The following is a 16,459-nucleotide window of genomic DNA, read 5'->3' on the forward strand; positions in this document are numbered from 1 at the left end:
AACTCCCCGATATGATCATCCCCATGCCCGGTCCCTCCCGCCCCCGTATCCGGTTCCCGGCCGCCCTGGCCGCCCTCCCGGCCCTGCTGGTGCTCCCTTTCACGGCGTCCCCCGCCGCGGCCGAACCCGCGCTCCCGGACGCGCCGTCCGCGTACGAGACGCGCGTGACCCCCGCCGAGTACTACGCGGACCTGATGGCCGACGAGCCCGAGGGCGCCGCCGTCGTGGTGGACGAGGCCGTGTCCGGGCTCCACGACCCGGAGGAGCTCGAGGCCGACCTGCGCGAGGCCTTCGACACGCTGGGCGAGCCCTACCACGTCGTCGTCAGCCCCTTCCCCGGTCCCGGGACGGAGTGGGGAGGCGCGATGCCGCCCGCCCTGCACGACCGGCTCGGCTCCGACGGGGTCTACGTCCACCTGCGCCCCGACTCCACCCTGTTCGACGTGGCCGCGTACGGCGTCGCCCTGCCCGTGGACGAGGCGCGCAGCGCCCTGATGTCCGACCCGGACTTCGACTACGGCGCCCCCGTCGACCAGGTCGCCGAGGGGTTCGTCCGGGCCCTGACCGACCCCGCGGCCGGAGGCGCCGCGGACCGGTACGGGCCGCCCTCGGCGGGGGACCGGTTCGCCGAGGGGTGGCGGGGCCTCCTCGACGACCTCGACCCCACCAGCCACAACGGTCCCGGGAACACGGGCTTCCTCGCGGGGACGCTCGGCGGCTTCGTGCTCGGCGCGGGCGGCTACCTCGTCTGGCGCCGCCTGCGCCGGGGCGCGCTCGGCGCAGGCGGCGTCGCGGTCGTCACCGGCACCGCCGCGGCGACCGTCGTCCTGGCCGGGGCGGTGTCCCTCGCCCCGCTCGCCCACGTCGTCAGCGTCCCGGAGGGCGGTGCCGAGGTCCTCTCCCCCCGGGAGGAGGCGTTCTCCTCCCCGCCCTACGTGGTGTCCACGGCCAGGGTGGAGCAGATCGCCCGGGAACTGGAGGAGAACACCGCGCCCCTCTACGTCGACCCCCGCACCCCGCTCCCCCTGGACGGCCTGGCGGCGACGGCCGAGCGCCTCGCCGACGCCCCCGTCCCGGTGCGCGCGCTGGTCCTGCCCATGGACTCCGCCGACGAGTTCAGCGGCGACCCCGAGGTCCTGGCCCACGCCCTGGCCTCCGTCAGCGGTGAGGACGCCGTCTACCTCGTCGCCGGCCACCGGTACGCGGAGGAGGGGGTCCGCGTCTCAGCGTCCCCCGTCGGCCTCGGGACCGTGGACTCCTACGAACTGTGGAGCGCCACCTCCGAGATCGAGGAGCCGAGCCCGGCCCTGGCGCTGGACGCCGCCCTCGACGCGCTGGAGGGCGTCGAGGTGGGCGAGGGCGCGTACGTCGGGACGCCGTACTTCATGGACTCCGGCATCGAGCCCCCCGGGCCGCGCGTGCCGCGCTACTTCGACGGGGGCTTCCCCGTGGGGGTGGTGCTCCTCGGCCCGCTGGCCTTCCTGGCCCTGGTCGGCGCGGTGGCCCTCACACGGCTGCTCGTCCGCCGGCCCCTCCGGGACCACGCGACCGGTCCGCGGGCCCTGCGCCGGATGGCGCTGCGCGAGAGCGGAGCGCTTCGCAAGGTGTTGGACTCGGACCGGGCCGGCGAGATCCCCCGCGAGCTGATGCCGCAGGCGGAGGCGGTGCTCATCGCCATGGAGCACGACCCGGACGACCTCGACCACGTCGGCGCCGTCGTCGTCTCGCGACGGGTCATGGCCGCCCTGGAGGACCCCGGGGGAAACGTCGGCCGCGCCCCGTGCAGGGTCAACCCGCTGCACGGGCCCTCCACATCCTCCCAGCGGTCGCGCGTGGCGGAGGGGAGCGTGCCCATGTGCGCGTCCTGCGCGCGGGCGGACGAGGCGGCGCGCGCCGCCAGGGTCCTGCACGTCCGGGACCGCCTGGGCGGGAGACTGTCCTACCTGTCGCTGGACGACCGCGCGTGGGTCCGGCACCACTTCGGGGCCGAGCGCCCCGCACGCATGGCCGAGAGACTCCTGGAGGAGATCGATGCCCGCTGAGTTCCCGACCGCGCGGCACGCGGCACGGCTCCTGGCCGCCCTGGCCTGCGCGGGGCTGGTCACGGCCCCCCTGTCCGGGGCCCTCGCCCAGAACGGGAGCGGCGCCCCGGCGGACGGGGCCCCCGCGGAGAACCCCTCCCAGGAGATCGCCGACGCCCTGGACGAGTTCCCCGTGTACGTCGACCCGGTCTACGCCAACGCCATCCCCGAGGCCGAGCAGGAGCGGATCGCCGGGCTCATCGCGGAGTCCGACCTGGACCTGTACGTGATCGCGGTCCCCCTGGTGGAGGCCGACCCCTGGAACGGTGACGTGGAGACCCTGGTCTCGGTGGTCCACGACCGCAGGGGCGCGCCGGCGGGCTCCTACCTCGCCGTGGACGACGACGTCTTCGGCACGGACTTCGGCGGCGGTACCACCGCCCACTACTCCGCGCTCACCGCCTCCTACGCCACCGACTTCGACGGAACCGCGCTCGCCCAGCTGGACGTGGCGGTGGAGACCGCCCTGTCGGGCGACGCGGAGGGCGCCTACGACAGGGCCGTGGCCGGCTACGAGGAACGCAGCGGGACGGACCGGGGGTCGGGCCCCGCCTTCTCCGGAGGGGGCGGGTCGTCCGGCTCCGCGGGTGGCTGGCTGGTGGCGGGCACCCTGCTCCTCGGCGGGGTCCTGGTCGCGGTGATCGCCTACCCCCTGTACCGCCGCACGTCCCAGGGCCTGGGGAGGCGGCGCTCCCGCGCGATCGCCCAGCACGCCGCGTTCGCCAACGCCGAGCGCGCGCAGCTGGAGGCCCTGGTGGAGCAGGGCGGGCAGGACCTCATCGAGGTCGGCGAGCGCCTGAGCCGCCTGGAGTCGGGCAGCGCCCCGGGGGAGAGGGCGCAGCAGCACCTGCGCGCCGCCCTGGACGCCCGCTCCGCCGCGGCCACGGTCCACGACAGGATGTCGGACGGCAACGCCGCCCTGCCCGACGCCGTGGGCGTGCTCGTCCTCCTGGACATGGCGGAGGACGCCATCGACAACGCGGCCAGGGGATCGCGGGCGTCCGCCGTCCGGCGCCGCCACTGCTACGCCAACCCCCTGCACGGGACCGTCACCAAGGTGACCGCCTGGCGCGAGTTCGGCGGGACCCGCACCATCCGCGTCCCCCTGTGCGAGGAGTGCGCCAAGGCCGTCCGCGGACGCGTGCGCCCCGTCGTCCTGCCGGCCGAACACGAGGGCCGGACGGTCCCGTACTACGAGGTGCCCGCGAGCGACAGCGTGTGGGCGGCCACCGGGTACGGAACCCTCACCGACGACCTGGTCGAACGCATCCAGAGGGGCGACCACACGCGCAACGTCAGGTCCCGCTGACCCCGTCCGCCCCACCGCGGGCCGGCTGTCCGGGTGCTCCCGCCGCCCCGGGCCGACGCCCCGGAACAGGGCGGCGACCGGATTCGGGACAGCCGGAACCTGGCTATAGTTCCCACGGGCCCGTCTCGGGTCATCCAGGGGGAAGCACGACGACGAATCGAGGGCTGGACGGTGGACGACCTCCAGAACCAGGCCGGGGGCGCCGGGGCGGGAAGGTCATCGGGCCGGACCGTCGGCCACTACCGCCTCGTGCGCTCGTTGGGACGCGGGGGCTTCGGTGAGGTGTTCCTGGGGGAGGCCCCGGACGGGAGTCGTGCGGCCGTCAAGGTGCTGCACGCCACGTGGGCGGGCGACCCGGAGATGCGGCGCCGCTTCACCACCGAGGTGGAGCAGGCCCGCAGGGTGAGCGGTTTCTGCATCGCGGCGATCCTGGACGCCGATCCGGAGGCGGCGGAGCCGTGGATCGCGACCGAGTTCATCGACGGCCCCACCCTCCAGGCCGCCGTCGCCCACGACGGCCCCCGCACCGGGGTGGAACTGCACCGGCTGGCGATCTCCACCGCGACCGCGCTGGCGGCCATCCACGCGGCCGGTGTCGTGCACCGCGACCTGAAGCCGGACAACATCATGCTGGCCGCGGACGGTCCCCGGGTGATCGACTTCGGCATCGCCCGCGCCGTCGAGACCACCTCCGTGACCGCCAGCGGCGTGGTCGGGACGATCGGCTACATGGCGCCCGAGCAGCTGGAGGGGGCCCGGCTCACCTCGGCCGTGGACATCTTCTCGTGGGGGTCGGTGATGGTCTACGCCGCGACGGGCAAGGAGGCCTTCCACGGGCCCACCCAGGCCTCGCGCATCGCCCGCATCCTGGGCGGGGAGCCCGACCTGGGGCCCCTGGGCGAACCGCTGGCCGGAATCGTCCGTTCCTGCCTGGACAAGGACCCCGACCGGCGCCCCGACGCCGCGACCCTCCTCAACCGGCTGATCTCCGCCCCGGCGAACGGCGGGCCCGCGCCCGGTACCGGTGCCCACGGGGCGTTCCCCGCCACCGGGCGCCCGGAGGCCGCGCCCGACGGCGGCACCCGCGTCGGCGTGGAGCGCACCAGGATCGCCGGCGACGCGCCCCCGCAGGTCGACCCCACCAGGGTGGCCCCGCAGGCCCCCGTGGACCCCACCCGGGCCTACACCCGGTCGGCGCCGGACGCGGCGCGTGCGCACGCCGCCGGCCACGCGCCGCCCGCACCGGGGCACGCCTCCGGCGTCCGCGGGGGCCCGCCGCCCTACACGGCGCCGGGCACGCCCACGCCGCCGCCGTACCCCCCGCCGTTCCACCCGGGACCGCGGACCGGTGCGCCCGGCCTCCCCGCCCCCTCGACGTACCGTGAGGGCGGGGTGCCGCCGTACCACTTCCACGGCGTCCGCTTCACCGACCCCCGCGACCTCGCGGAGGCCATGCAGCAGAACTGGGGCTCCGCCGTCCAGGTCTTCCAGGACCCCGCCCAGCGCGCCGCGCTGGGCGCCTGGCTCGTCGACGACCTCGGCGACACCGTCCTGGACCGGTCCCTCTTCCGCGGCCACGTCAACAACGACGCCAACCTGGCGCTCGCCTCGTTCATCGCGCAGCTGCGCCCCGACCTGCCGCCGGTCTTCCGGGGCCGGGGCGCCACCGTGGCCGAGCTCGGGGAGCTGTTCACCGACCCGCGCCCGCTCCTCACCGGCGCGCCCCTGGCCAACGAGATGGTGCTTCTGGCCAGGCCCGGTGTGCTCAGGATCCTGGGCGCCCACCACGGGGACGACTCCGGGGAGCTGACGCGGCTGGCGGACCGGCTCGACGAGGCCGAACGCGCCGGCAACGCCTTCCACGACCAGCTCACCTCCGAGCTCGAGGGGTGGCGCACGGCGCGCGTGAGCGTCAGCGCCGCCCTGATCCTCGCGTTCCTGCTGCACCCGGAGCGGCTGGTGCCGCCCGGCGACGGCGGCGACAGGGGCGTGGGCGAGTGGATCGACATCCTCTGGGGCCGCGTCCGGAACGCCCCCGCCCCGGCCGACGCCGGGTGCGCGGCCGTGGTCTACGGCGCGCTGCCCACCCTGCGGGCGCTCGCAGAGCAGCGCAGGCACTGGGAGGACCGCCACGGCACGGTCGGCGCCCGGCACGAGGCGCTGCGGCGCAAGGTCGACCTCCAGGAGAAGCTGGTCCTCGCGCTGAGGGTCTGCCGGTTCGCGGTGCTCGGCCTCCCGGCCGGGATCGTCATGGGGCTCGCGTCGGCGGACGGCACCCTGACCGGCCTGCTGGTGGTCGTCGGGGTCATGGGCGTGGCCGGAGTGGTCGGCGCGGGGACCGCCGTCCGCGTCGTCTCGGGCGGTCCCGCCCGGCGCCACCAGCGCTACCAGGAACTGAACGGGGTGGCGGCACAGCTGCCCCAGCTGACCACGGGGGTCACCCGCATCAACGGCGATCTGCGGAAGGCGCGTGCGATCTGCGGGGTCTGACCCGATCCGCCCAGGCGGACACAACAGGAGAGGGAGAACCGTGGACGACCCTGGTCGTACCGCAGGGGACTACCGCCTCGTGCGCTCGTTGGGGCGCGGGGGCTTCGGTGAGGTGTTCCTGGGGGAGGCGCCGGACGGGAGTCGTGCGGCCGTCAAGGTGCTGCACGCCACGTGGGCGGGGGATCCGGAGATGCGGCGCCGCTTCACCGCCGAGGTGGAGCAGGCCCGCAGGGTGGACGGTTTCTGCATCGCGGCGATCCTGGACGCCGATCCGGAGGCGGCGGAGCCGTGGATCGCGACCGAGTTCATCGACGGCCCCACCCTCCAGGCCGCGGTGAAGGGGGACGGGCCGCGCGCCGGCGTCGAGCTCCAGCGCCTCGCCGTCGGCACGGCCACCGCCCTCGCCGCGATCCACGCGGCCGGTGTCGTGCACCGCGACCTGAAGCCGGACAACATCATGCTGGCCGCGGACGGTCCCCGGGTGATCGACTTCGGCATCGCCCGCGCCCTGGAGACCACCTCCGTGACCGCCAGCGGGATCATCGGCACGGTGGGCTACATGGCGCCCGAGCAGCTGGAGGGGGAGCGCCTCACCTCGGCGGTCGACGTCTTCTCGTGGGGGTCGGTGATGGTCTACGCCGCGACGGGCAAGGAGGCCTTCCCCGGGCCGACCCAGGCCGCCCGCATCGCGCGCGTCCTCTCCGGGGAACCCGACCTCGACGGTGTGCCCGAGCCGCTCCGGGAGACCCTCCGGACCTGTCTGCTCAGGAGACCGGAGCACAGGCCCGACGCCAAGGTCCTGCTCCACCACCTCGTCACGGGCGATCCCCTGGCCGCACTCCCCGCGCCCCGGGCGGCGTCCGTCGAACCGGTCGGCGACGCCGTGCCCTCCGGGCCCGCGACCGAGGAGATGCTGTCGCGGTTCCGCGGCATCGAGGACCTGCGCAAGCTCTTCGACGACCCCGGGCCCCTGCTCGCGGGTGATGCGGCGGCCGCCGAGTTCCGGCCGCTGGCCCGGCCCGCGGAGCTGCGGAGGATGGCGGAAATCGCCGGGGACGGAGCGCTGTTCGCCCTCGCCCGGGACCTGGAGGAGGGCGAGCTCGTGGGGAACGGGTTCGTCCGCGAGCTGACCGGGAGCCTCGGCGGGTGGGAGGGCGGCCACCACCGTGTGGACCCGGCCCTGATCCTGACCTTCCTGCTCAACCCCGGGCTGGCGGTCCCGCCGGACCCCGGCGGCCTGCCGGGGGTCGGTGAGTGGACGCGGATCCTGTGGACCCGGGTGGAGTACGCCTCGGGCCCTCCGCGGGCCGGGCACGCGGCCGCGGTCTACGCGGTGGTCCCCACGGTGCTCGGGGTCGCCCACCGGCAGCGGCAGTGGCGGGAGCGCACCACGGCGGTGCGGGGCGAGGCCGACGGCCTGCGCGCGACGGTGCGCAGACAGGAGGCCTACGCGTTCGGCAAGGGCGTGCTGGGCGTCCTCGGGGCGGTGCTGGTCCTCGCGGCCTTCGCCCTCGTGGCCTGGGGGGAGGGCGTGGATCCGGGTCTCCTGTTCGTGGCGGCCACCGCCTGCGGGGCGGGCTGGCTGCTGCTGTTGCGCCTCGACTCCCGCGCGCACGGGGGGAGGGAGGAGCGCAGGGAGAGGCTGCGCCGTCTCGAGAACCTGCCGCTCCCCGCACTGGGGGCCGGGCTGCGGGCGATGGAGGAGGACCTGCGAAGGGCCAGGGAGATCTGCGCGCCCCGCCCGGGGGCGCCCGGCCGGTGAGTCCGCCGGCGTCCGCCGGAGCGGCGCCGCTCCGGCGCGCTGAGCGCGGCGGCCTCGGCGGAGGCCGGGGCGCTCACGGTCGTCGACCGCCCGGCGCCTCCAGGGGGCTGCGTGCCGCCCGGGGGCGCGGGGCAGGGCCGACGGGGGTCACCCGGCCGCGGCGGACGGTCGCCCGGTCCAGGGCCTGGGGGAGCCCGGCGGGGCCAGGGCGTCCAGCCGGGCGGTGACGGCGGTGCGCGCCATCGCGTAGGGCGCGTCCCTGTCGTCCTCCAGCAGGGAGACCGCGTTGGCGGTGTCCAGGAACGCGCGCAGCTCGAAGGCGAGCAGCGCGGGATCGGCCCCGGGGACGAGCTCGCCCAGCTGTCGGGCGTCCTCGGCGGTCCGGGTGAGCAGGTCGCGCCACTCGCGGTGGGTCTCCACGAGGGCGTCGCGGACCCGGCCCGGGCGGGACTCGAACTCGGCGGTGACGGTGTAGAAGAAGCACCCGCCGGAGAAGACCCGGTCCCGGGAGTAGGCGAGCCAGTCCTCGCACAGCCGCCACAGGCGTTCGACGCCCGGCCGGGTGCGCAGCGCCTCGCGCACGACGTGGCGGACGAAGACCGCCCTGCCGGCCTCGACGGCGGCGAGCTGGAGCTCCTCCTTGGACCCGAAGTGCGCGAACACCCCGCTCTTGCTGATCCGCAGCTCCTTGGACAGCCGGCCCAGGGAGAGCCCCTCCAGGCCTTCCACCGAGGCGATGTCCACCGCGCGGTCCAGGACCGCCCGCCGGGTCTGGTCGCCCCGCTGCAGGCGGCCGTCGGTCCGGGTCGTCATGCTCCTCCTCGGCTGGACTCGTCCCACGGGGGAGGTGAACGGTCGGTCGGGTACAAGGCGATCCTACTTGCCCCTTGACGGAAGCGACGTGCAAAACAAATAATACGATCGTTCGTAAAGTTTTCTGGATGCGGGCGTCCCGCGGAAAAGAGTCCACCGTGAACACAGCCCGTCTCGCGGGCGCGGCCGTCAACGCCGTCGCCCTCCCCGCCCCCGGCCTCGCGGGGGCCCTGGCGCGACGCCTGTGGGCCGACCCCCGCGGCCCGCGCCCGGTCGCCGCGGAGGACCTCGAACTCCACGGGAGCGCCCGGACGGAGTCCTTCGACGTCGGGAGGTGGAAGGTCGTCGCCTACGCCTGGGGCGACGGCGCCCGTCCCGTCCTGCTCGTCCACGGCTGGCGCTCCCGCGCCGCCCGCCTCGCGCCGGTGATCCGGCGCCTGCTCGAACTCGGCTACAGCCCCGTCTCGTGGGACGCGCCCGGCCACGGCTCCACGGGAGGCCCGGTGGGCACCGTCCTGGACGCCCGGGAGGCCATGCGCCTCCTCCAGGACCGGCACGGACACTTCGCGGCCGTGATCGGCCACTCCCTGGGCGCGCTCTTCGCCGTCCACGCCCTGCGGGAGGGCCTGCGGGCCGACCGGGCGGTCCTGGTCTCGGGGGTGTCGGACTTCGGGTTCCTCGTCAGCTCCTTCTCGGGAGCCCTCGGACTGCGGCCCCGGGCCGTGGAGGCGCTGCGCAGGGCCGTCGAGCGCCACTACTTCGACGGGGACCCGACCGTGTGGACCCGCTTCTCGGCCACGCACGCGCCGGAGTCGTTCGACCGGCCCGTGCTGCTCCTGCACGGCGAGGACGACGCCTACGTCCCGATCGGGGAGTCACTGCGCACCGCCGCCGCGCTCGGGGACCGGGCCCGGCTGGTGCGGACCCGCGGAACGGGCCACAGCGGCATCCTCGCCGACGAGGCAGTCCTCGGCCTGGTCGCCGGGTTCGTCGGAGGCGCTGCCGACCCCGCCCCCGCCCAGGGGGGCTGAGACGGGGCGCCGGGCGTCCCGGCCCCGCCGTCCGGCCCGTCCCGGCGGGGGCGCGGGACGGGCCCGGCGGCGCCGACCGTCCCGCGCACGGTCACCGGGCGGGGTTGTCGACCACCAGGTCGGCGTGCTCCCGGGGGCGGTTCTCCGCGTAGAAGGACTCCTCCTGCTCAGCCCACACGCGCCTGTAGGGCGCGTACACCGGAGCGTCACCGCGGGCGTCCAGCCGCCGGGCGCGCTCGTCGCCGGGTGCGGCCACCCAGACCAGCAGGTCCAGGAGGCCGCGTCCGGCGACGGCGCCCGAACCGGTCCCCTCGACCACCAGGACCCCGCCCGCGGCGACGTCCCCGGGCAGCGGCGTCCACCCCCGCGCGAAGCCTCCCCGCTCCCAGTCGTAGCGACGCCAGGCCGCCAGCTCCCCCCGGGACAGCGGTTCGAGGACCCACTCCCGCAACAGCGCGGGCGCCTCGGCCAGCCCCTCCCACCCCGGGTAGAGGTCCTCCATGGACAGCACGGCCGCCGGCCGGCCCCGGCGCGCGAGCGCCGCGCGCAGCCGTGCGGCCACCGTGCTCTTGCCCGAGCCGGAGCGGCCCTCGACCGCGACGACCCGCGGCCCGCCCGGGGGGCCTCCGGAGGGAACCGCCTCTGCGAGCGCCTCCTCCCAGCCGTCGGCGGCGGTGCTGATGCGTGGTGCGTTCACGTTCGGACCCTAACCGGCGCGGGAGCCGAGTTCCGGCTTGCGTTCAATGCTTGTAGCATTCCTCGCAGCAGCGCCGAAGCGCTGGGGAGTGCCGACCGCAAAGGGGCCACTGGTGACCGACGCCGCAGCGACGCCGGGATCTCAGTCCTCCCTGCGCCGGGCCAACGAGCGCCGGGTCGTGGACGTGCTGCGGCGCGACGGCACGCGCACCCAGGCCGAGCTGGCCCGGACCACCGGGCTGTCGGCCGCGAGCGTGTCCAACATCGTGCGCGGCCTGCGCGCCGCCGGGACCGTGTCGGTGCGCGACACCTCCTCCAACGGCCGGCGCGCGCGTGCCGTCACGCTCCTGCGCCCGCCCGGCACCGTCGTCGCCGTCGACTTCACCGCCGACAGCGTCCGCGTCGCGGTCGGCGACAGCGAGGGCAACATGCTGGCCCGCGAGGAGATCGACTACGACGTGGGGTCCGACGCCGACCGGGCGGTGCGCCGCGCGGCCTGGCTGGCCGAGACCACCCTCCAGCGCGCCAGGATCGACCTGGGCACGGTCTCGTCCGTGGTCGCCTCGGTGCCGGGGCCCATCGACCCGGGCACCGGTGCGGTGGGGCACATCTCCTGCGTGCCCCGGTGGGCGGGGTTCCACCCCGCCAGGGCGCTGACCGAGCGGCTGGGCCTGGAGGTCCTGGCCGAGAACGACGCCAACCTCTCCGTCCTGGCCGAGCAGCACCGCGGGGCGGGCACGGGGGCCGAACACGTCATCCACCTGGTCATCGGCGACGGCGTGGGGGCGGGCATCATGATGTCCGGCCGGCTCTTCCGCGGCGCGGGCGGAACGGCGGGGGAGATCGGGCACATCGCGCTGGACCCGCGCGGCCAGGTCTGCCGGTGCGGCAACCGGGGCTGCCTGGAGACCTTCGTCGGCGCGAACTACCTGCTGGACATGCTGCCGCAGAACACCGACGTCGCCCGGGGGCCGGGGCCGGCACGGGTGGGCGACCTGGTCGGGGCGGCCACGGAGGGCGACCCCGGGAGCCGCCGGATCATCGCGGAGGCGGGCACCGCGCTGGGCCAGGGGATCGCGATCATGGCCAACCTGTTCAACCCGGACCGCGTGATCGTCGGCGGCGACCTGGCGGAGGCCGGGGAGCTGCTGCTGGACCCGATGCGGCGGGCGATGGAGCTGGGATCGCTGGGCAGCGCACTGGAGCGGCTCTCGCTGGTGCGCGGCGAACTGGGGCGGGACGCCGCCCTGTACGGGGCGCTGCGCATGGCCTCGCAGCACTCGAACTGATCCCCCCGCCCCGCCGGGCCGCGCGCGTGCGCTCCCGCGGACTTCCGACGGGGCGGCGCGGGTGCCGGCGCAGACCGACCCGGAGGCCGATCGGGGGTGAAGGGCCGGTGAACCGCGAGGTCACCGCCTGCGCCGGGCCGGTCACGGGTAAAACCTGAGACTTCCTCACATGGACGCCCACGCTCGGGTCCCCGCTCTGGCCTGGGTTTTTGATTCATTCAGCTCCTGAACTCAAGACCCGTGATGTTTCGGTTATGTGTTCAGGAGTTGACGCCAAGGTGGCGACGGGGTTTGACTGCACACCACCACTCGCGAGTTCTCCACCGTGAAACCCCCCGTCATGAGAGGCACCAGCGTTGAGTACACGACGCTTCGCACCGCACCGCAGGGCCACCGCAGGCCTGGCGGCCACCGCCGCACTCGCCCTCCTCGCCTCCGGCTGCGCCGGCCTCACCACCACCGGTGGCGAGGGCGAGCAGGAGACCCAGAGCGTGGAGGAGGGCTTCCACGTCGGCCTCCTCCTCCCCGAGCTCCAGACCGCCCGCTACGAGGCCTTCGACAAGCCCTACTTCGAAGAGGCGCTCAACGAGCTCTGCCCGGAGTGCGAGCTCTCCTACGCCAACGCCGACCAGGACGTCGACGAGCAGCAGACCCAGGCCCAGGCCATGCTGACCGACGGGGTGGACGTCCTGGTCCTCGACGCCGTCGACTCCGCCGCGGCGGCCGGAACCGTCAACGAGGCCAGGTCCCAGGGCGTGCCGGTCGTGGCCTACGACCGCCTCGCCGAGGGCGGCGTCGACATGTACGTCTCCTTCGACAACTTCCGGGTCGGACAGGTCCAGGGCGAGGCCCTGCTCGCGGCCCTGGAGGAGGACGGCAACGAGGACGGCCAGATCGTCATGATCAACGGCTCGCCCACCGACCCCAACGCGGCGGACTTCAAGGCGGGCGCCCACGACGTCCTCGACGGCGCCGTCGAGATCGGCCAGGAGTTCGACACCCCGGACTGGTCGCCCGACCAGGCCAACAGCCAGATGGAGGGCGCGATCACCTCCCTGGGCGTCGACGAGATCGCCGGCGTCTACTCCGCCAACGACGGCATGGCCTCGGGCGTCATCTCGGCCCTGCGCAGTGCCGGGGTCGCGGTCGAGGACCTTCCGCCCGTCACCGGCCAGGACGCCGAGCTCGCCGGGATCCAGCGCGTCGTCGCCGGTGAGCAGCACATGACCGTCTACAAGGAGATCCGCCCCGAGGCCGAGGTCGCCGCCGCAATGGCGGTCGCCCTGGGCACGGGCGAGGACCTCCAGCTCGACGGCTACGAGATCACCGAGGTCGAGGACGCCAACGGGGAGGCCGTCACCGCGGTCCTGCTCGACGTCATCGTCGTGACCGAGGACAACGTCCTGGACACCGTCGTGGCCGACGAGGTCTACAGCGTCGAGGAGATCTGCACCGACGACTACGCCGACACCGACTTCTGCCAGGAAAACCTCTAGAAGCGGCGCGAAGTCCCCAGCGCTCGGGGGCGGGCGGCTGAGTCCGCACCGCCCCCGGCCGGGACGAGGAGAGAGAAACGAGCGCATGAGCACACCCGTCCTGGAACTGTCCGGGATCTCCAAGACCTTCGGCGCCGTCAGGGCCCTGAGCGAGGTCGACTTCCAGGTCCGCCCCGGCGAGGTCGTCGCCCTGCTCGGCGACAACGGCGCGGGAAAGTCCACACTGGTCAAGGTCATCGCCGGCGTCCACCCCGCGGACAGCGGCGGGAGCATCGCGTGGGACGGAAAGCCGGTCGGCATCTCCGCCCCCGCCGACGCCCAGCGGCTCGGGATCGCGACGATCTACCAGGACCTCGCCCTGTGCGACAACCTGGACATCGTCGGCAACCTGTTCCTGGGCAACGAGAAGCTGCACTTCCCCGGAACCCTCGACGAGGTCGAGATGGAGAGCCGGGCCAGGGAGCTCCTCGACTCCCTGTCGGTGAGCATCCCCGACCTGCGCGTCCCCGTGGCCTCCCTCTCCGGGGGCCAGCGCCAGATCATCGCCATCGCCCGCTCCCTGCTGGGGCAGCCGCGCGTGGTCATGCTCGACGAGCCGACCGCGGCCCTGGGAGTGGCCCAGACCGCCCAGGTCCTCGACCTGATCGAGCGCCTGCGGGACCAGGGGCTCGGCGTGGTCCTGATCAGCCACAACATGGCCGACGTCCGCGCGGTCGCCGACCGCGCCGTGGTGCTGCGGCTGGGCCGCAACGCGGGGGACTTCCCCATCGCGGAGACCAGCTACGAGGAGATCGTGGCCGCCATCACCGGGGCCGCCGACAACCCGGTCAGCCGCCGCTCCGACCGCACCGGCTCCTCGGCCCTGGCCACGGAGGACAACCGATGACACAGCAGACCCACCTCTCCCACGAGTCCGAGGACGGGACACCCGAAGCGGGCGAGGCCAGGCGCGACCCCCGCCTCCTCGCCACGGCGGCCTCTCCCCGGGGCTGGCTCCAGGCGCTCCGGCGCAACCTGAGGGGCGGGGAGCTCGGCCCCCTCCCCGTCGTGGTCGGACTGCTGCTGATCGGCATCGTCTTCCAGTCGATGAACGACCGGTTCCTGTCCCCGCAGAACCTGTCCAACCTCACCGTGCAGATCGCCGCCGTCGGCCTGATGACCACCGGCGTCATCATGGTGCTGCTCCTCGGCGAGATCGACCTGTCGATCGGCTCGGTCTCCGGGCTGTCCGCGGCGGTCCTGGCAGTCCTCGCGGTGAACACGGGCCTGCCCGAGTGGGCCGCCATCGCCGCGGCCGTCGGGGTCGGGCTCCTGATCGGCCTGCTCCACGGCGTCATCTTCGCCAAACTGGGGGTGCCGGCCTTCGTGGTCACCCTCGCGGGCCTCCTCGGCTGGCAGGGCGTGCACCTCTACCTGATGGGCGCCGACGGCACCATCAACACCAGTCCCAGCGGCGCCATCGCGATGCTCACGCAGACGTACTTCGTCCCCTTCATGGGATGGGCCATCGCCGGCATCGTCATCGTGCTCTACCTGATCGCCGTCTTCGCGGTCGAACGGCGCCGGCGCCTGGCGGGGCTGCCCTACAAGCCCCTGGAGGAGGTCCTCTTCCGCGCGGCCCTGCTCACGGTGCCGATCGTCGGCGGCGTCTGGGTGCTCAACCAGTACAAGGGCGTGCCCCTGGCGTTCCTCATCTTCGTGGGCTTCGTGGTCGTCCTCGACCTCGTGCTGCGCAAGACCCGCTACGGGCGGATGGTCTACGCCGTCGGCGGCAACTCCGAGGCCGCCCGCCGGGCGGGCATCAACGTCGACCTGATCCGCATCTCGGTGTTCGGCATCGCGTCGACCCTGGCCGCGCTCGGCGGCATCATGCTGGTCTCCCGCAACTTCGCCGCCAGCGTCTCCACCGGCAGCGGGGCGGAGCTGATGATGGCCATCGCCGCGGCCGTCATCGGCGGGACGAGCCTCTTCGGCGGCCGGGGCAACGCCTACTCCGCCCTCCTGGGCGGCCTGGTCCTGGGCGCGATCACCTCCGGCCTCCTGCTGCTCCAGATGGACACCTCGGTGCGCTTCATGATCACCGCGGCCGTCCTCCTGGTCGCGGTCATCCTCGACGCGGTCTCGCGGCGGGGCCGCAAGACCCACGCACGGGGCGGTGCCTAGGCGTACTGACCTGAGAGATCGGTGACGCGGGAGGCGGGGGCGGTGCTCCCCGCCTCCCGTCCGGCCCGGTCCGGCGCCCCGTGCGCCGGGCCGGGCCCCCGCCGTCCGCCGGGTCGCGGACGCGCACCCGATTCGGTCATCCCATGCTCCTATCTCCTAATCCCGGTAGGGATGAGTGAGATGTAACGTCCCACGGCGTGCCCGCAGATATCTCCGCAGTCCCGCCCCCGTCCGCCCTCCCGATCCACCCGGCCGCCGCCCCGGCGCTCGCGGAGTACTTCTCACCGACCGGCCACGGCCTCCTCGGGGAGTCGGACCTGTGGGCGTTCGTCCTCGTGTGCGTCGTCGCGATCGTGCTCGGGGCGGCGGTCCAGAGCGCCGTCGGCCTCGGACTCGGCCTGGTCGCCGCGCCCGTCATCTCCTTCCTCGACCCCACGCTGATGCCGGGGAGCCTGCTGGTGACGGTCATCGTCCTGCCCGTCCTGACCCTCTTCCAGGAGTGGCGGCACGTGGACTGGCGGGGGCTCGCGTGGGGCCTTCCCGCGCGCGTGCCCGGGACCGTGCTGGGGGTGTGGGTGGTCGCCGTCCTGGAACCCCGCGCCCTCGCCGGCGCCGTCGGCGTCATGGTGCTCGTCGCCGTCGCCCTCTCGGTCCTGTCCCTGCGCGTGCGCATCACCCCGGGGTCGCTCGTGGCCGCGGGGGCCCTGTCCGGCTTCGCGGGCACCGCCACCTCGGTGGGCGGACCGCCGATGGCCCTGCTCTACCAGCACGAGGAGCCCTCGCGGGTGCGGGCGACCCTCGCCGCGTTCTTCCTGTTCGGCGGCGCGTTCTCCCTGGCGGCGCTCACCGCGGGCGGCCAGATGGACGTCCGCACCGCCGTGGTCGGTGCTGCCGCCGTCCCCTTCGTCGTCCTCGGGTTCCTGCTCGGCAACCTCCTGCGCCGCCGCTTCGACGCGGGGCGGCTGCGCGTGGCGATGCTGTGCGTGGTGGGCGCCTCCGCCGCCGGCCTGCTCGCACAGGCCGTCCTCGGGTGACCCCGGACACGTCCGGGGCCGCCGGGACGCGCGGGGCGGACCCGGGGAGCCCCGGCCTCCCCGGAGCGCCCTCGGGCACCCCCGGCCCGGGCAACTGGGACAACTCCGTTCCCGAAACCGAGTAATGTACGCCAAAACCCGCGATACGCGGGGCGTTCCGCGCGGCTCCGGCCGCCTGGCGGGGGGTCCGCCGCGCGCGGGCCGCCTCCGGGGTCGTAGCCGTCGCAGGGCTGGGTAGGACCCGTGGACGCACACCCATAAACTCGGGTATGTATACCTGCCGGTAGCCAAAACC

Annotated in this window: 12 protein-coding genes; 10 read left to right on the forward strand and 2 right to left on the reverse strand. The window is 74.6% G+C overall.

Annotated features, from left to right (window positions below; genetic code table 11):
* Positions 1–23 precede the first annotated feature (23 nt).
* The 4 genes from OUQ99_RS10030 to OUQ99_RS10045 all read left to right on the forward strand — a co-directional run bounded on the left by OUQ99_RS10030 (position 24) and on the right by OUQ99_RS10045 (position 7,642).
* The gene (locus tag OUQ99_RS10030) at positions 24–2,042 is read left to right on the forward strand and encodes a hypothetical protein (protein ID WP_267949154.1); all 2,019 of its coding nucleotides are present in this window, start codon (positions 24–26) and stop codon (positions 2,040–2,042) included.
* Entirely contained in the window at positions 2,032–3,390 is a 1,359-nt protein-coding gene (locus tag OUQ99_RS10035; protein ID WP_267949155.1) for a hypothetical protein, read from the forward strand. Before OUQ99_RS10030 ends, OUQ99_RS10035 begins: the two co-directional genes overlap by 11 nt.
* A 171-nt stretch (positions 3,391–3,561) precedes the next feature.
* Positions 3,562–5,880, forward strand: coding sequence for a serine/threonine-protein kinase (locus OUQ99_RS10040; protein WP_267949156.1), 2,319 nt, complete (start codon positions 3,562–3,564; stop codon positions 5,878–5,880).
* Between the two features lie 40 nt (positions 5,881–5,920).
* Positions 5,921–7,642, forward strand: a complete 1,722-nt coding sequence (locus OUQ99_RS10045; RefSeq protein WP_267949157.1) for a serine/threonine protein kinase — start codon at positions 5,921–5,923, stop codon at positions 7,640–7,642.
* A gap of 147 nt (positions 7,643–7,789) precedes the next feature.
* Here OUQ99_RS10045 and OUQ99_RS10050 read toward each other — a convergent pair whose 3' ends face one another.
* Positions 7,790–8,455 carry a TetR/AcrR family transcriptional regulator gene (locus OUQ99_RS10050; RefSeq protein WP_267949158.1) on the reverse strand — a complete coding sequence of 222 codons (666 nt, stop codon included), beginning with the start codon at positions 8,453–8,455 and terminating at the stop codon, positions 7,790–7,792.
* Between the two features lie 158 nt (positions 8,456–8,613).
* Between OUQ99_RS10050 and OUQ99_RS10055 the strand changes: the two genes are divergently transcribed.
* Positions 8,614–9,486 (forward strand): alpha/beta hydrolase, encoded by an 873-nt coding sequence (locus OUQ99_RS10055; protein ID WP_267949159.1) that lies wholly within the window; start codon positions 8,614–8,616, stop codon positions 9,484–9,486.
* Between the two features lie 91 nt (positions 9,487–9,577).
* On the opposite strand, the gene OUQ99_RS10060 is transcribed toward OUQ99_RS10055, so the two are convergent.
* Positions 9,578–10,183 (reverse strand): uridine kinase family protein, encoded by a 606-nt coding sequence (locus tag OUQ99_RS10060; RefSeq protein WP_267949160.1) that lies wholly within the window; start codon positions 10,181–10,183, stop codon positions 9,578–9,580.
* A gap of 112 nt (positions 10,184–10,295) precedes the next feature.
* Here OUQ99_RS10060 and OUQ99_RS10065 point away from each other — a divergent pair, with 112 nt between their 5' ends.
* From OUQ99_RS10065 to OUQ99_RS10085, 5 genes are all read left to right on the forward strand, one after another.
* On the forward strand, positions 10,296–11,471 hold the full coding sequence (locus tag OUQ99_RS10065; protein WP_267949161.1) for an ROK family transcriptional regulator: 1,176 nt from the start codon (positions 10,296–10,298) through the stop codon (positions 11,469–11,471).
* Positions 11,472–11,827: 356 nt separating this feature from the next.
* Positions 11,828–12,967, forward strand: a complete 1,140-nt coding sequence (locus tag OUQ99_RS10070) for a substrate-binding domain-containing protein (protein ID WP_267949162.1) — start codon at positions 11,828–11,830, stop codon at positions 12,965–12,967.
* Between the two features lie 85 nt (positions 12,968–13,052).
* Positions 13,053–13,853 (forward strand): ATP-binding cassette domain-containing protein, encoded by an 801-nt coding sequence (locus tag OUQ99_RS10075; protein WP_267949163.1) that lies wholly within the window; start codon positions 13,053–13,055, stop codon positions 13,851–13,853.
* Positions 13,850–15,130 carry a sugar ABC transporter permease gene (locus OUQ99_RS10080; RefSeq protein ID WP_267949164.1) on the forward strand — a complete coding sequence of 427 codons (1,281 nt, stop codon included), beginning with the start codon at positions 13,850–13,852 and terminating at the stop codon, positions 15,128–15,130. Before OUQ99_RS10075 ends, OUQ99_RS10080 begins: the two co-directional genes overlap by 4 nt.
* Positions 15,131–15,372: 242 nt before the next feature.
* The gene (locus OUQ99_RS10085) at positions 15,373–16,164 is read left to right on the forward strand and encodes a sulfite exporter TauE/SafE family protein (RefSeq protein WP_267950329.1); all 792 of its coding nucleotides are present in this window, start codon (positions 15,373–15,375) and stop codon (positions 16,162–16,164) included.
* Positions 16,165–16,459: the final 295 nt, after the last annotated feature.

Source organism: Streptomonospora nanhaiensis (genome assembly GCF_026642255.1).
Taxonomy (GTDB): Bacteria; Actinomycetota; Actinomycetes; order Streptosporangiales; family Streptosporangiaceae; genus Nocardiopsis; species Nocardiopsis tropica.